Annotated in this window: 16 protein-coding genes; 5 read left to right on the plus strand and 11 right to left on the minus strand. The window is 75.3% G+C overall.

Translation table 11 applies throughout. From position 1 onward, the window contains the following. Both KMZ30_RS12625 and KMZ30_RS12630 read left to right on the plus strand, forming a co-directional pair. Positions 1-1,389, plus strand: coding sequence for a magnesium chelatase ATPase subunit I (locus tag KMZ30_RS12625; RefSeq protein ID WP_215513331.1), 1,389 nt, complete (start codon positions 1-3; stop codon positions 1,387-1,389). Beyond that, positions 1,382-3,406, plus strand: a complete 2,025-nt coding sequence (locus tag KMZ30_RS12630) for a vWA domain-containing protein (RefSeq protein ID WP_215513332.1) — start codon at positions 1,382-1,384, stop codon at positions 3,404-3,406. Before KMZ30_RS12625 ends, KMZ30_RS12630 begins: the two co-directional genes overlap by 8 nt. Positions 3,407-3,510: 104 nt before the next feature. On the opposite strand, the gene KMZ30_RS12635 is transcribed toward KMZ30_RS12630, so the two are convergent. Beyond that, a complete protein-coding gene (locus tag KMZ30_RS12635; RefSeq protein WP_215513333.1) occupies positions 3,511-5,037 on the minus strand; it encodes a S8 family peptidase in 1,527 nt (508 codons plus the stop codon). Positions 5,038-5,238: 201 nt separating this feature from the next. Beyond that, entirely contained in the window at positions 5,239-7,722 is a 2,484-nt protein-coding gene (gene pepN, locus KMZ30_RS12640; RefSeq protein WP_215513334.1) for an aminopeptidase N, read from the minus strand. A 57-nt stretch (positions 7,723-7,779) separates the two neighbouring features. On the opposite strand from pepN, the gene KMZ30_RS12645 reads away from it, so the two are divergent. The 3 genes from KMZ30_RS12645 to KMZ30_RS12655 are packed head-to-tail and all read left to right on the plus strand — an operon-like array spanning position 7,780 to position 10,655. Beyond that, positions 7,780-9,201 (plus strand): glycoside hydrolase family 3 protein, encoded by a 1,422-nt coding sequence (locus KMZ30_RS12645; protein WP_215513335.1) that lies wholly within the window; start codon positions 7,780-7,782, stop codon positions 9,199-9,201. A gap of 10 nt (positions 9,202-9,211) precedes the next feature. Further along, positions 9,212-10,000: a glucosamine-6-phosphate deaminase gene (locus KMZ30_RS12650; protein ID WP_215513336.1), complete on the plus strand. Its 789-nt coding sequence runs from the start codon at positions 9,212-9,214 to the stop codon at positions 9,998-10,000. 58 nt (positions 10,001-10,058) lie between these two features. Then, positions 10,059-10,655: a GNAT family N-acetyltransferase gene (locus tag KMZ30_RS12655; protein ID WP_215513337.1), complete on the plus strand. Its 597-nt coding sequence runs from the start codon at positions 10,059-10,061 to the stop codon at positions 10,653-10,655. Between the two features lie 12 nt (positions 10,656-10,667). Here KMZ30_RS12655 and htpX read toward each other — a convergent pair whose 3' ends face one another. From htpX to KMZ30_RS12700, 9 genes are read right to left on the minus strand one after another with little or no spacing between them, the layout of a single operon-like run. Beyond that, positions 10,668-11,555 (minus strand): zinc metalloprotease HtpX, encoded by an 888-nt coding sequence (gene htpX, locus KMZ30_RS12660; protein WP_215513338.1) that lies wholly within the window; start codon positions 11,553-11,555, stop codon positions 10,668-10,670. A gap of 47 nt (positions 11,556-11,602) precedes the next feature. Beyond that, positions 11,603-13,060, minus strand: a complete 1,458-nt coding sequence (locus KMZ30_RS12665; RefSeq protein WP_215513339.1) for a proton-conducting transporter transmembrane domain-containing protein — start codon at positions 13,058-13,060, stop codon at positions 11,603-11,605. Next, positions 13,057-14,538, minus strand: coding sequence for a complex I subunit 4 family protein (locus tag KMZ30_RS12670; RefSeq protein ID WP_215513340.1), 1,482 nt, complete (start codon positions 14,536-14,538; stop codon positions 13,057-13,059). Before KMZ30_RS12670 ends, KMZ30_RS12665 begins: the two co-directional genes overlap by 4 nt. Then, complete coding sequence (locus tag KMZ30_RS12675; protein ID WP_215513341.1) at positions 14,529-16,406, minus strand: NADH-quinone oxidoreductase subunit 5 family protein; 1,878 nt, start codon at positions 16,404-16,406, stop codon at positions 14,529-14,531. The genes KMZ30_RS12670 and KMZ30_RS12675 overlap by 10 nt, the downstream gene beginning before the upstream one ends. Continuing rightward, positions 16,403-16,717, minus strand: coding sequence for an NADH-quinone oxidoreductase subunit NuoK (gene nuoK, locus KMZ30_RS12680; protein ID WP_215513342.1), 315 nt, complete (start codon positions 16,715-16,717; stop codon positions 16,403-16,405). Before nuoK ends, KMZ30_RS12675 begins: the two co-directional genes overlap by 4 nt. Further along, positions 16,714-17,232, minus strand: coding sequence for an NADH-quinone oxidoreductase subunit J family protein (locus KMZ30_RS12685; protein WP_215513343.1), 519 nt, complete (start codon positions 17,230-17,232; stop codon positions 16,714-16,716). The genes nuoK and KMZ30_RS12685 overlap by 4 nt, the downstream gene beginning before the upstream one ends. Continuing rightward, complete coding sequence (locus tag KMZ30_RS12690) at positions 17,229-17,858, minus strand: NuoI/complex I 23 kDa subunit family protein (RefSeq protein WP_215513344.1); 630 nt, start codon at positions 17,856-17,858, stop codon at positions 17,229-17,231. The genes KMZ30_RS12685 and KMZ30_RS12690 overlap by 4 nt, the downstream gene beginning before the upstream one ends. Then, the gene (locus tag KMZ30_RS12695) at positions 17,852-18,808 is read right to left on the minus strand and encodes a complex I subunit 1/NuoH family protein (protein WP_215513345.1); all 957 of its coding nucleotides are present in this window, start codon (positions 18,806-18,808) and stop codon (positions 17,852-17,854) included. The genes KMZ30_RS12690 and KMZ30_RS12695 overlap by 7 nt, the downstream gene beginning before the upstream one ends. Beyond that, positions 18,805-19,326, minus strand: a complete 522-nt coding sequence (locus KMZ30_RS12700; protein ID WP_030526742.1) for an NADH-quinone oxidoreductase subunit C — start codon at positions 19,324-19,326, stop codon at positions 18,805-18,807. The genes KMZ30_RS12695 and KMZ30_RS12700 overlap by 4 nt, the downstream gene beginning before the upstream one ends. Positions 19,327-19,374 lie beyond the last annotated feature (48 nt).

Raw genomic sequence — 19,374 nt, forward strand, 5'->3', positions numbered from 1 at the left:
ATGAGCGCCCCACCGGCCGTCAGCACCGTCGGCGAGCTGCGCGCGTCGGGCCACGAGGCCCGCGGCGTGCACGCCGAGATCCGCGAGAACCTCCTCGCCGCCCTCCGCGAGGGCCGCGACCCGTGGCCGGGGATGCACGGCTTCGGGACCACCGTCATCCCCCGGCTGGAGCGGGCGCTGCTCGCCGGCCACGACGTCGTCCTCCTCGGCGAGCGCGGGCAGGGCAAGACCCGCCTGCTGCGCAGCATCGTCGGGCTGCTCGACGAGTGGACACCGGTCATCGAGGGCTCCGAGCTCGGCGAGCACCCGTACGAGCCGATCACCGTCGAGTCGCGCCGCCGGGCCGAGGAGCTCGGGGACGCGCTGCCGGTCGCGTGGCGCCACCGCGACGAGCGCTACGCCGAGAAGCTCGCGACGCCGGACACGAGCGTGGCCGACCTCATCGGTGACGTCGACCCGATGCGCGTCGCCGAGGGGCGCCGGCTCGGCGACCCCGAGACGATCCACTTCGGGCTCATCCCGCGCAGCCACCGCGGCGTCGTCGCCATCAACGAGCTGCCCGACCTCGCCGAGCGCATCCAGGTCGCGATGCTCAACGTCATGGAGGAGCGCGACATCCAGATCCGCGGGTACGTCCTGCGCCTGCCGCTCGACGTGCTCGTCGTCGCGAGCGCGAACCCCGAGGACTACACCAACCGCGGGCGCATCATCACGCCGCTCAAGGACCGCTTCGGCGCGGAGATCCGGACGCACTACCCGCGCGAGGTCGACGACGAGGTCGCCGTGATCCGGCAGGAGGCGAGCCTCGTCGCCGAGGTCCCGGACTTCCTCGTCGAGATCGTCGCGCGCTTCACCCGCGGCCTGCGCGGCTCGAGCTCGGTCGACCAGCGCTCGGGCGTCTCGGCGCGCTTCGCCATCGCCGCGGCCGAGACCGTGGCCGCCGCGGCGCTGCACCGGGCGACGTCCCAAGGCGAGACCGAGGCCGTGGCCCGGGTCGTCGACCTCGAGGCGGCGCTGGAGGTGCTGCGCGGCAAGGTCGAGCTCGAGACCGGCGAGGAGGGCCGCGAGCGCGAGGTGCTCGGGCACCTGCTGCGCACCGCGACGGCCGAGACCGCGCGCCGACGGCTCGGCGGCATCGACCTCGCCCTGCTCGTCGAGGCCATCGAGGAGGGCGCGATGGTCGCGACCGGCGAGCAGGTCACCGCACGGGCCTTCCTCGACGCGCTGCCGGTGCTCGGCGAGTCCGACGTCTACGACCAGGTCGCCGAGCGGCTGGGTGCCAGGACCGAGGGCGAGCGGGCCAGCGCGATGGAGCTCGCGCTCGAGGGCCTGTACCTGGCCCGCCGCATCGGCAAGGACAGTGACGGGTCGGAGACCGTCTATGGCTGACCGGGGCGCGCGGCGCTCGCGCTTCACCCGGTACGGGGGCGGCGACCCGCTGGCCCCGCCGGTGGACCTGCGCGAGGCGCTCGACGCCATCGGCGAGGACGTCATGGCCGGCTACTCGCCCGAGCGGGCGATGCGCGAGCTGCTGCGGCAGGGCACGCGCGACCACCCCGGGCTCGACGAGATCGCCCGGCGCGTGGCCGAGCGCCGGCGCGAGCTGCTCCGGCGGCACAACCTCGACGGCACCCTCGAGGAGGTGCGCCGGCTGCTCGACGAAGCGGTCCTCGCGGAGCGCAAGCAGCTGGCCCGCGACCTCGACGACGACGCTCGCTTCGCCGAGATGCGCATCGAGAACCTCTCCCCCACACCGGCGGCCGCGGTGAGCGAGCTGTCGGACTACGCGTGGCGCTCGTCCGAGGGCCGCGAGAAGTACGAGCAGATCAAGGACCTGCTCGGCCGCGAGCTGCTGGACCAGCGCTTCGCCGGGATGAAGCAGGCCCTCGAGAACGCGACCGACGAGGACCGCGCCGCCGTCGAGGAGATGGTCCGCGACCTCGGCGACCTGCTCGAGGCGCACGCACGGGGCGACGACACCGAGCAGCAGTTCCGGGACTTCATGGACGAGCACGGGGACTTCTTCCCCGAGAAGCCCGAGTCCGTCGAGGAGCTCGTCGACGCCCTCGCCGCCCGGGCCGCGGCCGCGCAGCGGATGATGGCCTCGATGTCGCCCGAGCAGCGCGCCGAGCTCATGCAGCTGTCCCAGCAGGCCTTCGGCTCACCGGGACTCATGGACCAGCTCTCGCGCCTCGACGGCCTGCTGCAGGGCCTGCGCCCCGGCGAGGACTGGGGCGGCTCCGAGCGGTTCGACGGCGAGCAGGGGCTCGGGCTCGGTGACGGCACCGGCGTCCTCCAGGACCTCGCGCAGCTCGACGCGCTCTCCGAGCAGCTGTCGCAGTCCGGCCCCGGTTCGCGGATGGACGACGTCGACCTCGACGCCCTCGCACGCCACCTCGGGCAGGACGCCGCCGTCGACGCCCGCGCGCTCGCCGACCTCGAGAAGGCGCTGCGCGACAGCGGGATGCTGACCCGATCGTCCGACGGCTCGCTCCGCCTCTCGCCCAAGGCGATGCGCGAGCTCGGCAAGTCCCTCCTGCGCGACGTCGCCGGCCGGCTCTCGAGCCGCGGCGGCCAGCGCGACACCCGTCAGGCCGGGGCGGCCGGGGAGCAGAGCGGCGGGACGCGCCCGTGGGAGTTCGGCGACACCGAGCCGTGGGACACGACGCGCACGATGACCAACGCCATCACCCGCACCGTCGGCGAGGGCGGCGACCCCGCACAGGGGATGCGCCTGGACATCCGCGACGTCGAGGTCACCGAGACCGAGGCGCGCACCCGGGCCGCGGTGGCGCTCCTCGTCGACACCTCGTTCTCGATGGCGATGGACGGCCGCTGGGTGCCCATGAAGCGCACCGCGCTCGCGCTGCACCAGCTCGTCTCGACCCGGTTCCGCGGCGACGACCTCCAGCTCGTCGCGTTCGCCCGGCACGCGCGCACGATGGACATCGAGACCCTGACCGGCCTCGACGCCGAGTGGGACAAGGGGACGAACCTCCACCACGCGTTGCTGCTCGCGAACCGGCACTTCCGCCAGCACCCCGACGCGCAGCCGGTGCTGCTCGTCGTGACCGACGGCGAGCCGACCTCGCACCTCGAGCCCGGCGGGGGCGTGTTCTTCGACTACCCGCCGCACCCGCGCACGCTGGCGCTCGCCGTCCGCGAGCTCGACGCCTCGGCGCGGCTCGGGGCGCAGGTGACGTTCTTCCGCCTCGGGGAGGACCCGGGCCTCGCGCGCTTCGTCGACTCGATGGCCCGGCGCGCGCACGGGCGGGTCGTCGCCCCCGAGCTCGGTGACCTCGGGGCCGCGGTCGTCGGGTCCTACCTCGACGGGCGCGCGCCCGGTCAGGCGGCGTTCGGGTCCTACCGCGACCTCTTCGGGGGCCGCGGCTTCTGGGCCGGCTGACCCACGACCCCGACTCTGACGCGACTGATTGCGCATCCGCCACCTGCGAGGGGCCCGGACGGGCCTCCCGAGGTGGCGGATGCGCAATGAGTGGTGGTGAGGCCTCAGCTCACCGCGTCGAGGGCGTCGACCATGCCCTCTCCGAAGTAGCTGTTGTCGCTCGCCGGGCCGACGCAGGGAACGCCGGCGGTGGCCGCCGAGCACGCCGCGTCGTCGGCCTGGCTGCGCAGCTTCTCGATCATCTGCGCCGGGGTCCAGGTCGGGTGCACCGACTTCATGAGGGCGAGCACGCCCGCGACGTGCGGCGAGGCCATCGAGGTACCGCTCTTGAGGCCGTAGCCGTTGTCCCGCACGACCGTCGAGAGGATCGACGAGCCGGGGGCGGTGACGTCGATGACGCCGAGCCCGCGGTTCGAGAAGCTCGAGAGGCGGAAGTCCAGCGTGCCGGCCGGGAAGCGCTGCGCGGACGACACGGTGACGACGCCGTCGAGCTCGGTCGGGATGTCGTGGCAGCCGTTGTTGAGCGTCCGAGTCACCGGCGTGGTGTCGTTCGGGCTGCCGGTGTCGGTGAGGAGCGTCTTGTCGGCGAGGTCCTTGCCGGAGTTGCCGGCGGCGGCGGCGTGGACGACACCCTGCTTCGTCGACCAGGTGACGGCGCGGCGCACGGCCTCCTTGGCGGCGGCCTGGTCGGCCTGGTCGTCGCACCAGAACTCGAACGGGTCGATGTAGTAGCTGTTGTTGGTGACGTCCATCTTCTTCAGGCCCGCCTCGACGAAGCCGCAGACGGCGTACTCCGGGTAGATGAACCCGTCGTCGTTGACGACCTTGACGGAGGCCATCCGCACGTTCGGCGCGACCCCGACGATGCCGACACCGTTGCGCGCGGCCCCGATCGTGCCGGCGACGTGGGTGCCGTGGTCGCTCGTCGTCGGCTCCCAGCCGGTGCTGCTCGGGCGGCCGGAGTCGGTGCAGTTCACCGAGTTCCGCACGTCGAGGTTGGCGACGAGGTCGGGGTGGTCGGCGTCGATCCCGCTGTCGAGCACGCCGACGAGGACGTTGCGCGAGCCGTCGGTGATCCGGTGGGCCTGGTCGGCCTTGATCATCTGCATGTCCCACTGCTCGGACTCGCGCGGGTCCGTCGTCGCGGCCGGCGTGGTCTCCGCCTCGATGTCGCCGTTCGCCGGCTTCTTCGCGCCCTTCTTGTAGCCCGAGGCGCCCTTGCGCCACGTCGTCGCGAGGTCGGACGGCGTGCCCTCCGAGACCGGCGCGGTGCGCGTGGCCCCGACCGACTCGAGCGCGTTGCCCGCGGCCTTCGCGACGTCGGCGCGGAACTTGGCGCGGTCGGAGTGGGCGACGACGACACCGATCTGCGGCCACGCCTGGACGACGACGCCGCCGGAGCGCTGGACCGCCTTGCTGACGACGTTGACCTGTCCGGGGTTGGCGTGCTTGGTGTTGAGGACGTAGCTGAAGACCTCGCCGTCGGGGGTGACGATCGGTACCGGGGTCGACGGGGGCTCGGCGATCGGCGCGGTCGGCGCGGCCGCGGCGGAGCCGGCGAGCAGGGCGCCGCCGATCGCGACCGCGGAGGCCGCGGCGGCGAGTCGGCGAGTGTGGGTGTGACGGGGCACGGGGTGTCCTCCTGGGAGATGCCTGTGGGCTCGGGTGGTGCCCCGCGATCATCACCCGGCCGACGCGACCTCGCATCCCGGGAGCGCAACCACGCGCGTTCTCGGCTGCGCCACAACCCACTTCTTGCGAGTTCCGCCGCCGCGACACGCGGCCGGCGGCGGGTCGGGCGGCGGAACTCGCAATCAGTCGCGAAGAGCGGGTCAGGCGAAGCGGCGGTGGGACGCCAGCGCCTCGCGCAGCACGTGGTCCTCGTCGAGCAGCGCGCGGGTGACGCCGGGCGAGATGTCGCGCCGGGTCAGCAGCGCGTCGGAGGCCCGCCGCGTCGCGTCCTCGACGACCCACTTGGGGTGCAGCGCGGTCGCGACCCGCGAGAGCGCGTCCTCGCCCATGCGCTCACCCATCCGCGCGAGGAGGTCGCCGACGCGGTCGACGTAGGGCCGGACGAGCTCGGTGTCGGCGCCGACCCAGAACCCGCGGGCGAGCTCGAGGGCGGCGTAGTTCGACAGGTCGGGGTCGTCGGCCAGCCGCGACCACGCCCACTCCTTGGCCTCGGCGGTCGGGCGTGCGGCGCGCACGCCGAGCGCGGCCAGTCGGCCGGCGAGGGAGCGGTCGCCCTCCTCCGCGCGGGTCAGCGCCGAGTCGTCGAGGGCACCGAGGGCCGCGAGGCGCCGCAGGACGATCCAGCGGAAGTCCTCGTCGTCGGTCAGCGCGGGCGGCAGGCCCTCCCCGGCGGCCCACCGCTGGAGGCGCTCGACGTCGGAGCCGGTGCGACCCCACACGCGGGCGGCGACGAGGGCCAGGGCGTCCCCGGACGGACCGTCGGTCCCGGCGGCCCGGTCGGCGAGGACGTCGGCGGCGAGCGCGACCCGCTCCAGGGCCTCGGCCTGCTCCTCGGGGCGTAGGAAGAGCGGGATGACCGACGACGTCGCGGCGAGCGGGACGCGGGTGAGCACCGAGGCGTCGTCCTCGCGCGGCCAGGCGGTCTCGACGAGGTCGACGACGAGCCGGGGGTCGACCTCGGCGCGGGCCATCCCGCCGAGGAGGGAGGTCCAGACGACCGCGCGGGCGAGCGGGTCGGGGACGTCGGAGAACCCGCCGAGCAGGCCGTCGAGCGTCTCCTCGTCGAGCGAGACCTCGGCCCACGTGAGGTCCGCGGCGTTGGGGACGACGAGGGCGTGCGCCGGCAGGTCGCGCACGCCGTCGACGGCCGTCGTGTCGCCGTCGAGGACGACGTCGGTGCGCAGCACCTCGCGGTCGCCGTCGAAGGCCGCGACGTCGAGGGTGTGCGGCCGGTCGGCCGGACGGTCCGCCGGGGCGCGCCGGGTCAGGGTGCCGTCGCGGCGCAGCGCGAGCCGGTCGGCGCCGGAGGTGCGCAGCCAGGCCTGCGCCCAGCCGTCGAGGTCGCGGCCGGCGGCGCGGGCCATCGCGTCGAGGAACTCCGCGAGCTCGCCGTTGCCGAAGGCGTGGCCGCGCAGGTAGTCCGAGACACCGGCGATGAACGCGTCGTCGCCGATGTGCGCGATGAGCTGGCGCAGCACCGACGCGCCCTTGGCGTACGAGATGCCGTCGAAGTTCTGCAGCGCCGAGAGCGCGTCCGGTGCGGGCGAGCCCGCGACGGGGTGGGTGCTCGGCGAGCGCTCGGCCGCGTAGCCCCAGAGCTTGCGGACGACGGCGAACTCGACCCACGCCTCGTCGGCGCCGAGCGCCTCGGTCGAGGCGCGGTAGGCCATGTACTCGGCGAAGGACTCGTTGAGCCACAGGTCGTCCCACCACCGCATCGTCACGAGGTCGCCGAACCACATGTGGGCCATCTCGTGCGCGATCGTGTTGTCACGCTCGAGCACCTGGTCGGGGGTCGCGGCGCCGCGGAAGACGTAGGTGTCGCGGAACGTCACACAGCCCGGGTTCTCCATCGCGCCGGCGTTGAACTCCGGGACGAAGACCTGGTGGTACTCGCCGAAGGGGTACCGGATGCCGAACATCCGGTGGTAGTGGTCGAAGCAGGCGCGCGTCGTCGCGAACATCTGCTCGGCCTGCTCGCGCAGCGGCCCGGCGAGCGAGCGACGGGCGTGCAGCCCGAGCGGGATGCCGTCGTGCTCGGCGGTGACCGACTCCCACGGGCCGGCGCACACGGTGACGAAGTACGTGGCGAGCGGCTGCGTCGTCGCGAGCTCCCAGCGGCCGGCCGAGACCTGTTGCGCCGCACCGTTGCCCACGACGCTCCAGTGCTGCGGGGTCGTGACGCGCACGGTGTAGGGCACCTTGAGGTCCGGCTGGTCGAAGCACGCGAACACACGCGGCGCAGCGTCGAGGAAGAGGTGGCCGTAGACGTAGTCCTCGTCGTCGGCGGGGTCGGTGGAGCGGTGCAGCCCCTGGCCGTCGTGCCCGTAGGCCATCGTCGCCTCGACCTCGAGGACGTTCTCGGCGGCCAGGTCGTCGAGCGGGAGGCGGCCGTCGTCGAGCGCGGCGGGGTCGAGGGCGCGGCCGTTGAGCGTCACGGCGTGGAGCTCGACCGGACGCAGGTCGACGAAGGTCGAGCCGCCGGCGTCGGCGCTCGTGAAGCGCAGGACGGTGCGGGAGCCGAAGACCTCGGCGCCGCGGTCCAGGTCGAGGTCGACTTCGACGGCGTCGACGGTGATCAGGGCGGCGCGGGCGACGGCCTCGTCGCGGGTCAGGGACGGCATGGGCCCACCCAACCAGACGCGGACCGTGCCGCCCAGCCCGGTGGCTAGCATCCGGGGATGGCCACCGTCGAGCCGCGCGACGTCACCGCCGTCCTCCAGCCGGGGTTCGTCGGCACCGACGTACCGCCGTGGGTGCGATCGGCGCACGCCGAGGGGCTCGTGTCGGTCTGCCTCTACGGCGACAACGTCTGGCCGGCCGGCGGCGTCGCCGAGGTGTGCGCGGCGCTGCGGCGCGAGCTGCCGGGCGTCCTCGTTGCCGCCGACGAGGAGGGTGGGGACGTCACCCGTCTGCACTACCCCGGTGGCTCGACGTCCGTGGGCAACGCGGCGCTCGGGCGGCTCGACGACCCCGCCCTCACCCGTCGCGTGGCGGCGGGCATCGGCGCCGAGCTCGCCGCCCTCGGCGTCGGGCTGGACCTCGCCCCCGTCGTCGACGTCAACTCCTCGCCGCGCAACCCCGTCATCGGCGTGCGCTCCTTCGGCGACGACCCGGGCCTCGTCGCGCGGCACGCCGCCGCCTGGGTGGAGGGCCTGCAGGGGACGGGGATCGCCGCCTGCGCCAAGCACTTCCCCGGTCACGGCGACACCGTGGCCGACTCGCACCACGACCTGCCGCGCGTCGACGCGCCACCGGAGGTGCTCCGCGAGCGCGAGCTCGTGCCGTTCCGCGCGGCGGTCGCCGCCGGCGTCGCCTGCGTCATGACGTCGCACATCGTCGTGTCGGCGCTCGACGCCGACCGCCCGGCGACGTTCTCGCCCACCGTCCTCGGCGTGCTGCGTGACGAGCTCGGCTTCGAGGGCGTCGTCGTCAGCGACGCCCTCGACATGGCGGGGGCCAGCTCCGGGACCGGCATCCCCGAGGCCGCGGTGCGTGCCCTCGCCGCGGGCGTCGACCTGCTCTGCCTCGGGTCGGCCACCGGCCCGGAGCTCTTCGACGCGGTGCGCGCCGCGGTGGCCACGGCGGTCGCGGACGGTCGGCTGCCCGCCGCGCGGCTCGCCGAGGCGGCCGCTCGCGTGCGTGCCCTCGCCGAGCGATGGGCGGCACCGGCTCCCGTCGGGGGCTCGCCCGGCCCGCTGCCCGTCGAGGCGGTCACGCCCGCCCTCACCCTCTCCGCCGAGGCACGCACCTTCGCCGTCGACCCGGCCCCGCTCGCGGTCGTGCAGGTCCGGGGCGCGAGCAACCTGGCGGTCGGGTCCGTGGCGTGGGGCCCGGCCGCGCTCGGTGTGACCGTCGCCGAGGACGAGGTGCCGGCCGGTGCGCGGGTGGCGGTCGTCGGCCGCTCGGTGGACGCGGGACATCCCGCGCACGCCGTCGTCGACCGGCTCCGGGCGCGCGGGCACCGGGTCGTCCTCGTCGAGTGCGGATGGCCGCGCGCCGCCGTCGACGTCGTCACCTGGGGCGCCTCCCCGGTGCTCGCGCACGCCCTCCTCGCGGCCCTCGGCGCACCGTCCCCGCGGCAGCGGGCGTCCACCCCCTAGGCTGGCCGCGATGGAGATCCTCGTCAGCCCCGGACCCGACGAGACCGCGTCCCGCGCCGCCGAGGTCGTCCTCGCCGGGCTGCGACGCCGCGACGGCCACGCGTCCGTGCTCGGGCTCGCGACCGGCTCCTCACCGCTCGGCCTCTACCGCGAGCTGGGACGCGCCGTCGCCGAGGGTCGGGCCGACTTCTCCGGGACGTACGGCGTCGCCCTCGACGAGTACGTCGGGCTGCCGCCGGGGCACCCCGAGGGCTACCGCCAGGTGCTGCTGCGCGAGGTGTGCGGGGTCATCGGGCTGGCGCCCGAGCGGCTCGAGGTGCCCGACGGCTCGGCCACCGACGCGGACGCCCTCGAGGCCGCGGCCGCCGCGTACGAGGCGCGCATCGAGGAGCTCGGCGGGGTCGACGTGCAGGTCCTCGGCATCGGCGCCAACGGGCACCTCGGGTTCAACGAGCCGGGCTCGGCTCTCGCGTCGCGCACCCGGGTCAAGCGCCTCTCGGCCCGCACCCGCCGCGACAACGCCCGGTTCTTCACCGGCCTCGACGACGTGCCGACGCACTGCCTGACCCAGGGCCTGGGCACCATCCTCGCCGCGCGGCGCCTCGTCCTCGTCGCGACCGGGGACGCCAAGACCGAGGCGGTGGCGGCGGCGCTCGAGGGGCCGCTCACGGCGTCGGTGCCGGCGTCGGTGCTCCAGTGGCATCCCGACACCGTCGTCTGCCTCGACGAGGCGGCCGCCGCCGGGCTGCGCAACCGCCAGTACTACGACGACTCCGCCGCCGGCCTGCCCGGCACCTGACGCGCTCGACGGGGCAAGCGGACGCGTTCCGTCCGGTGGTGCGCCTACCGTGGCGCCCATGGTCGACGTCGACACCTCCCGCCTCACGGTCCGTCCGCTCGGCCCCGACACCTGGCCGGCGTGGGAGGCGCTCGCCGCGCGCCACAACGGCGTGTTCGGCGGCTGCTGGTGCACGTGGTTCCACACGATGGTCTCGGAGAAGCCGCGCGACGCCGACGCCAACCACGCGCTCAAGGAGCAGTGGGTGCTCGCCGGTCGCTCGCACGCGGCCGTGGTGTTCGACGGGGACGAGGCCGTCGCCTGGGCCCAGTACGGCCCGCCGGCCGAGCTGCCGAACATCCGTCACCGCAAGGAGTACGAGGAGGGGCTGGTCAGCCCGCCCGACCACCGGGTCACGTGCTTCTTCGTCGACCGCCGCTACCGCCGGCAGGGCGTCGCGGAGGTCGCGCTGCGCGGCGTCGTCGACCTCGTCGCGCAGGCCGGTGGCGGTGTGCTCGAGGGCTACCCGCACGACCTCACGGGCTCGACCAAGAAGGTCTCCTCGTCCTTCCTGTACTCCACGACCCGCTCGATGTTCGAGCGCGTCGGCTTCGTGCTCGAGCGCACCAAGGGCGAGAAGAACACGGTGATGCGCCTCGTCGTCCCGCCGGCCTGAGCAGCGACGAGGTCAGCGCGGGTCGATGCGGTGGCCGTAGGCCATCTGCTCGAGGCGGGCGATGCGCTCGGCCATCGGCGGGTGGGTCGACATCATCCGGCTGATGTCCTGGGCCCGGAACGGGTTCGCGATCATCATGTGGCTGGCGTTGACCAGCTGCGAGGTGGGTGCCAGGGGCGCGCGGGCGACGCCGAGCTCGAGCTTGCGCAGGGCGCTCGCGAGGGCGAGGGGGTCGCCGGTCAGGGCGGCGCCGTCCTCGTCGGCGTCGTACTCGCGGGTGCGCGAGATGGCCATCTGCACGAAGACGGCGGCGATCGGCGCGAGCAGCGCGAGCGCGAGACCGGCGATGGGGTTGCGGTCCTCGTCGTTGCTGCCGCCGAACAGCGCGCTGAACGTGAGGAACTGGCCGATCGAGGAGATGACACCGGCGATGGCGGCCGCGACCGAGCCGGTGAGGATGTCGCGGTTGTAGACGTGCATCAGCTCGTGCCCGAGCACCCCGCGCAGCTCGCGCTCGTCGAGCAGGCCGAGGATGCCCTCGGTGCAGCAGACGGCGGCGTTCTCGGGGTTGCGGCCGGTCGCGAAGGCGTTGGGGGCCTGCGTCGGCGAGATGTACAGGCGCGGCATCGGCTTGCCCGCGCGGGTGGAGAGCTCGCGGACGATGCGGTACATCGCGGGGGCCTGCGCCTCGGTGACCGGGTACGCGCGCATCGCCTTGATCGCGAGCTTGTCGGAGTTCCAGTAGCCGTACGCCGTGGTCCCGAGGCCGATGAGGGCGAAGACGAGGATGAAGATGCTGCTCCCCGTGCCCTGCGCCACGACCCAGCCGATGACGAGCAGGATGGCCCAGAGCCCGCCGAGCAGCCCGGCGGTCTTGAGGCCGTTGAAGTGGTTGTGCATGTGGGGTGAACGCCCGCGGCCCGCGTTTCAGTTCCGGGCCGTCGACGTCAGGACAGGCCGCCGACGAGGAGCTGCGGCAGGGCGCTGACCAGCACGAGGACCACGGTGCCGGCGACGACGACCGCGCGCGTCGAGCGGCCGTGCTCGGTGTCGCCGGCCTCCTCGCCCGGGCCGTCGGGCTCCGGACGGGCCAGGAGGACGGCGACCCATCGCAGGTACACCGCGAGCCCGAGGACGACGGCGACGACGCCCGCCGCAGCCACCGGCCAGACCCCGGCCGCGACCGGCGCCGACAGCGCGAGGACCTTGACGACGAGCCCGATGACGCCCGGTGGCAGCCCGGCGAGGACGAGCAGGGCCAGGCCGAGGGCGCCTCCGGCGAGCGGGTCGCGGCGCAGCAGCCCGCGGGTGCCGGCCAGCGTCCGGGCGCCGGTGCGGGCGACGACGGCGAAGGCCACGGTCGTCGCCGCGGCGTAGGTGACGACGTAGGCGGCCGCGGCCCGCAGCCCGGCCGCCGAGACCGCCGTCAGCGGCACGACGACCCATCCGGCCTGCGCGATGGTCGACCACGCGAGCAGGCGGACCGGGTCGTCCTGGCGCAGGGCGACGACGGTGCCGAGCAGGAGCGACGCGACGGCGGGCACCCCGAGCAGGACGGCGACGGCCGGCCCCGGCGCCGCCCCGACGAGGGCGGACACGACGACGAGGAGCGCCGCCACGGCCGAGACCTTGGAGGCCGCGGCGAGGAAGAGGGTCGTGCCGAGGTCGGCGGCGGCGTAGGCCTGCGGCGTCCACGCGTGGAACGGCACGAGCGAGAGCTTGAACCCGAGCCCGGCGACGAGCAGGGTCAGGGCGAGGACGAGGACGCGCCGGCGGTCGGGGTCGGCCCAGGCGGCCGCGACCGCCTCGGACGAGAACGTGGCGTCGGCGGTCACGGTGAGCCAGAGGGCCGCCCCGAGGACGAGGAGCGCGAACGACGCGAGGGAGGTGACGAGCAGGCTCAGCGCGCCGTGCGCCGCGGACCGGGTGCCGCGCAGGGCGACGAGCGCGACGACGGGGACGGTGGCGAGCTCGAGCGCGACGAGCCAGGAGCCGAGGTCGCGGGCGGCGGCGACGGCGACCCCGCCCGTCGCGGACGCGAGGAGCAACGTCGCGGTGACGGCGGTGTCGCGGCGGCCGGGCCGGCCGTCGTGCAGCAGGGCGAGGGCGGCCGCCGAGGCGAGGAGGACCGCGGCCTGGAGCGTCGAGGTGCGCGGGCCGGCCGTCCAGAGGCAGGCACCGTCCGGCGCGGGGAGGCAGAGCGTGCGCAGGGGGTCGAGCTCGGAGCCGAGGCTGCCGCGCAGGGCGACGACCGCCCCGGCGACGAGCGCGGCGCCGGCCAGCGGCAGCGCCCACCGCGAGCGCCCGGGCCGCACGGCGTCGCCGACGAGGACGAGGACGACCCCGAGCACGGGCGCCAGCGCCGGGGCGAGGACGAGGGCGTCGATGGAGACCAGGGACGTCATCGCGCACCCCCCAGCGCGGCGACGGCGTCGTGCGTCACCGACAGCAGGAGCATCGGGGCGACCCCGAGGAGGACGACGAGCGCGGAGAGGCCGCCCAGCACCCAGCGCTCGACGCCGACGGTGTCGGGGGTCGCGGGCGACTCGGGGTCGGGCCGGTCGCCGGACCAGACGAGACCGGCGACGCGCAGGGCGTAGGCCGCCGCGAGCGCGGCGCCGACCGCGGCGACGACGGCGCACGCGAGGAGGACGGCGCCGGGGCGGTCGGCCGCCGGCCGCCAGGCCGCGTAGATCGCGAGGAACTCGCCCCAGAAGCCCGCGAGGCCCGGCAGGCCGAGGCTCGCGGCGAGCCCGAGGAGGAGGACGAACCCGAGCCGGGGCGAGGTCTCGCGCAGGGCGGGCCGGCGGACCGTGAGGTCGACGCTCCCCCACCGGTGCTTGAGGCCGCCGACGAGCACGAAGAGCAGCGCCGAGACGACGCCGTGCGCGATGTTGGCGTAGAGCGCGGCCTGGAGCCCGGTCTGCGACCCGCTGGCCAGCGCGAGGACGACGAAGCCCATGTGCGCGACCGACGAGTACGCAACGAGCCGCTTGAGGTCGCGCTCGACGAGGCAGACGAGCCCACCCCAGACGATGCCGACCGCGCCGGCGACGGCGAGCACCGGCGCGAGCCGGCCGAACCCGTCGGGCACGGTGGCGACGGGCAGCCGCACCAGGCCGTAGGTGCCCATCTTGAGCAGCACGGCCGCGAGCAGGACCGACCCGGCGGTCGGTGCCGTCGTGTGCGCCGGCGGCAGCCAGGTGTGCAGGGGGAAGACGGGGACCTTGACGGCCAGCCCGGCGACGAGCAGGGCCGCGACGGCCAGCTGGGTACCCGGTGCGAGCGCCGCACCGGCCCCGCCGGCCAGCTCGCGCAGGTCCGCCGTCCCGGCCGAGACGACGAGCAGGAGGATGCCGACGAGCATCGTCGTCGACCCCACCGCCGTGTAGAGGACGAAGCGCTGCGCGGCCTCGGTGCGGGCGCGCGGGTCGCGGGCGTCTCCGTAGCGGCCGACGAGCACCCACATCGGGACGAGGACGACCTCGAAGGCGACGAGGAAGAGCACGGCGTCGCGGGCGGTGAACGTCGCGAGCGCCCCCGCCTCGACGAGCAGCAGGCAGCCGAGGAACGTCGCCGGCGTGCCGCCGCGCGGCACCTCGACCCAGGCGTGCGCGGCGACGACGACGCCCATGAGCGCGGTGAGCAGCACGAGCGGCACCGAGATGCCGTCGACGCCGAAGGACCAGCGGACCCCGAGCTCGGGCAGCCACGCGCGGTCGACCCCCGGGCGGGTGACCGCGACGAGGACGGCGAGGGCGAGCGTGAGGCCGGCGGTCGACGCCGCGAGCAGCCGTGCCGGTCGCACGGGCAGCGCACGCCCGCCGCTGACCAGCCAGAGGCCGACCGCGGCGGGGAGCGCGAGGAGCAGGCTCACGACCACGCGAGGACCCCCACGAGGCCGAGGACGACGACCGCCCCGAGGACCAGCCCGACGCCGGCGCTCGGCCGCTCACCCCGGTGCAGGCGCACCCCGGTCCAGCCCGCGGCCCGCGTGGCGACGGCCGTGCCGCGCACGTAGGCGTCGACGACCTCGGTGTCGAGGAAGGCCACGACCCGGGCCAGCCGCACGACGGGACGCGCGACGAGGCGGCGGTAGACGGCGTCGACGCCGAGGCCGCGGTCGGCGTGCGGCGTGAGCCGGCGGGCGAGGACCTCGGCCGGGTCGCGGTCGAAGCCGCCGCGCAGGGCGACGGCGACGCCGAGGCCGACGACGAGGACGGTGAGCAGCAGCCAGAGCAGCGAGACCTCGCCGACGGCGAACGTGCCGGTGAGCAGGACGAGCCCGCCGAAGACGACGAGCACCGTGAGCACCCACAGCACGGCCGACGCGGCGGGCGTCACCCCGCCGGCGGTGGGCCGCTGGCGCACGTGCGCCGTGAGCACGAGGTAGCCACGGGTCGAGTACGCGGCGGTGACGGCGGAGGTGAGGACGAGGACGACGAGCACGACGATGCCCGGGCCGTCGCCCGCGACGGCGCCGTCCCAGGAGGTCGCGAGGACGTGCTCCTTGGAGACGCCGCCGACGACGAGCGGTACCCCGGCGAGCGACAAGAAGCCGACGAGGAACGCCGCGCGCAGCACCGGCGCGGCGGCGGCGCTGCCGCGCAGCGCCGTCGCGGCCGTCCCCCCGGCGGCGACCGCGGCCCAGCCGACGGCGAGGAAGAGCAGCGACTTGAAGAGCGCGTGCGACCACAGGTGCAGCAGACCGGCGTCCGGCCCGGCCGCACCGGGCGCGGCGGCGACGGCCCCGAGCATGATGGCGACCTGGCTGACCGTCGACCACGCGAGCATCCGCTTGAGGTCGCTCTGCGCGAAGGCGAGGACGGCGGCGAGCAGCATCGTCACGGAGGCGGCGAGGCCGAGCACCCAGCGGGCGCTCGGGCTGTCGGCGACGAGCGGGAAGAGCCCGGCGAGGACGACCGTGCCGGCGGCGACCATCGTCGCGGCGTGGATGAGCGCGCTCGCCGGGGTCGGGCCCTCCATCGCGTCGGCGAGCCAGTCCTGGAAGGGGACCTGCGCCGACTTGCCGAGGACGCCGATGACGACGAGGACGAGCAGGACCGCGCGCAGCGTGGCGTCCGGGGCGCCGCAGGACCCGAGGGCGTCGCCGACGCTCGAGCCGCCGGCGACGGCGGCGTCGATGCAGGCCGTGGGCCGGTCCCAGGCACGGACGACGGCCCCGAGGTCGGTGGAGCGGGCCCCGGCGGCCAGCCCGACGAGGCCGAGCACGAAGCCGACGTCGGCGACCCGCGTCACGAGGAACGCCTTGAGCGCGGCGCGGCGGGCGGCCGGGCGGCGCGACCAGTGGCCGATGAGGAGGTAGGAGCACCAGCCCATGACCTCCCAGCCGACGACGGTGAGGACGAGGTCGGACGAGACGACCACGAGGAGCATCGCCGCGGTGAAGAGGCTGACGGTGGCGGCGAACTGGCCGTAGCGGTCGTCGGCGGCGAGGTACCACGTCGAGTACGCCTGCACCGCGGTCGCGACGAGCGCGACGACGGCCGCGACGGCGAGGCGCACGGGGTCGGTCGCGAGGGCGAGCGGCACCTGGAGGTCGCCGAGCGGGAGCGAGGGCAGGTGTCCGATGACGGTGCCGGACTGCGAGATCCACGCGACGAGGGCGAGCAGGAGGGTCACGCCGGTGCCGGTGACGGCGAGCGCGCCGGCCCAGCGGTCATCGCGGCGGACGACGACGCCGAGCCCGGCGGCGAGCACCGTCGGGAGCACGAGGAGCCAGGGGGTCACGGGGCGTCCTCCCGCTCGCTCCGCCGGTCGAGGTCGATGCTGCCGCGCTGCCGGAAGACCGCGAGCACGACGGCCAGGGCGACGACGACCTCGGCGGCGGCGATCGTGATGGTGAACAGCGGCAGGACGCTGCCCGCGGCCCAGCGGTCGAGCCCGGCGGCCTGCGTCGCGACGAGGAGCACCAGTCCTCCGGAGAGGACGAGCTCGACACCCACGAGCAGCAGGACGGCGTTGCGGCGCACCGCGATCCCGGCGACACCGAGCCCGACGAGCGCGGCGGCCAGGAGGTACGGGCCGACGAGGTGGATCACGGCGCCGTGGCCCCGTCGACGGCGCGGTCGCCCCGCGCGACCGCGAGCGCCCCGACGAGCGCCGCGAGCAGCAGCAGGGACAGCAGCTCGAAGGGCCACACCCACGTGCCGAACAGCTGCCCGGCGACCTGGGTCGTCGTGACCTCGGCGCGCTCGACCGTGCCGTCCGCGAGGGGCACGAGCGCGGTCGCGAGCAGCCCCGCGGTGGCGAGGCCGAGCAGCCCGGCACCCACCGCCCGCCACGGGCCGACGGCGTGGGCGACGTCCGGCCCGATGGGGGCGCGGGTGAGCATCAGGGCGAAGAGGACGAGCACGACGACGGCGCCGACGTAGACGAGGACCAGCACGAGCGCGACGAGCTCGGCGCCGAGCACGAGCAGCGAGCCCGCGACGCCGAGCAGCGCGACGACGAGCCACAGGGCGGCGTGGACGACGTGGCGCGTCGTGACGGCGAAGAGGCCGCCGAGCACGGCGAGCATCCCGCTCGCGGCGAACGCGGTGTCGAGCGCGGTCACGGGTCGTCCTGCGGTGGGGCGGAGGGCTGCTCGCGGACGACTTTCGGGCGGACGGTCCGCGGCGGGCGGGCCGCTCCCCCGCCGACGAGGCCGGTGCCGCGGGCGGGCCGGTTGGCGGCTGCGACCTCGGCCGGCTCGGCCGAGCGCTCGTCGAGCGCCGGCGGCGGCGGGACGGTGGGCATCCACGCGCCGAGCCGCTCCTTCTCGTGGAGCAGGTCGCGGATGTCGGTCTCGGCGTACTCGAACTGCGGGCTCCAGTGCAGCGCGTCGAAGGGGCAGACCTCGATGCAGATGCCGCAGTACATGCACAGCGAGAAGTCGATGGCGAACCGGTCGAGGACGTTGCGCTGGCGCTCGCGCCCGCCCGGCGTCGGGGCCGGGATCGTCTCCTTGTGCGAGTCGATGAAGATGCACCAGTCCGGGCACTCGCGGGCGCAGAGCATGCACGAGGTGCAGTTCTCCTCGAGCAGCGCGATGACCCCGCGGCTGCGCGGCGGCAGGCTCGGCGCGACGTCGGGGTACTCCGCGGTGTGGGTGGGGCGCAGCGCCGTCCGGGCGGTCGTCGCGAGCCCCTTGAGGACGCCCGGCAGCCCGCCGGTCCGTCCGCGGTCGTCGGCGGTCACCATCCGAGCACCACCCCCACGCCGGTGAGCAGCAGCTGGCCCAGGGCCAGCGGCACGAGCCACAGCCAGGCCAGCCGCTGCAGCTGGTCCTCGCGCAGGCGCGGCCACGCGACCCGCACCCAGATGACGAGCAGCGCCACGACGAACCCCTTGAGCAGCGTCCAGAGCCAGCCGAGCGCGTCGGGGAACGGGCCGTGCCAGCCACCCAGCCAGAGCGTCGCGAAGAGCAGCGACATGACGACGATGCCCGCGTACTCGGACAGGAGGAAGAAGGCGAAGCGCAGGCCGGTGTACTCGGTCCAGGCGCCCATGACGAGCTCGGCGTCGGCGACCGGCATGTCGAACGGCGGGCGCTGGAGCTCGGCGACCGCGGCGACGACGAAGACGACGGCACCCGGCAGCTGCCAGAGCAGCCAGAGCGCGCTCCAGCGCTCGGTGAGCACCGCCAGCGAGAGCGACCCTCCGGCCAGGGCCACCGACGCGAGCGCCAGCACGATGGGCAGCTCGTACGACACGAGCTGCGCGGCGGCGCGCAGGCCGCCGATGAGCGAGTACTTGTTCGCGCTCGACCAGCCCGCCATCAGCGTGCCGAGGGCGCCGACCGACGTCGCCGCGAGGACGAGGACGAGCGAGCCCGGGACGTCGACCGCGGCGACGCCGGGGTGCACGGGGACGAGCGCGAGCGCGACGAGGTAGGGCACGAGCGCGACGGCCGGGGCGAGCCGGAAGACCCAGCGGTCGGCGGCCCGCGGCGTGATGTCCTCCTTCTGGACGAACTTCACGCCGTCGGCGACGAGCTGCGCCCAGCCGTGGAAGCCGCCCGCGTACATCGGGCCGAGGCGGCCCTGCATGTGCGCCATCACCTTGTGCTCGGCCTGCCCGACGAGCAGCGGCAGGACGAGGAACGCCGCGAGCGCCGCGACCGCGCGCAGCGTGGCCTCGAGGAGGGTCATCGCGGACCCCACTCCGGCGGCGGGACGCCCGGCGCCTGGACGCGGCGGCGGCTCGGCGAGCGCGCACTGTCGTGGCCCTCGCCCGGCTCCTTGCCGCCCGGCCAGGGGCGGCTCGCGCGGGCGGCGAGCTGGAAGGACTTGCGCAGCGGCGTGCCCTCGAAGCCGTCGGGCAGCAGGAGGGGGCGCAGGCCGAGGTCCGTGCCGTCGTCGAAGCCCTCGACGTCGATGCCGAACATCTCGTGCGTCTCGCGCTCGTGCCACGCGGCGCCGGCGAACACCGGGGTGAGCGACTGGACGGGCTCGCCGTCGGCGACGCGGGTGCGCAGCAGCACGCCGCGCAGGGCGCCGGGGGTCGAGACGTCGAGGAGGTGGCAGAGGACGTCGAACCCCGGGGCGGCCTCGTCGTGGAGGCGGTCGACCGCGCTCAGCCAGTCGAAGAAGGTGTGGCCCTCGTCCCGGGCCGCGGCGACGGCGGACCGCCACCCGCCGGGCTCGACCTCACGCACCTCGTCCGCCACGTCGGGCAGCCTAGCGAGCGCGGCCGCCGGAGGTCCGCCGCCGGGTCG

It is taken from the genome of Phycicoccus mangrovi (genome assembly GCF_018729305.1).
Lineage (GTDB): Bacteria > Actinomycetota > Actinomycetes > Actinomycetales > Dermatophilaceae > Phycicoccus > Phycicoccus jejuensis.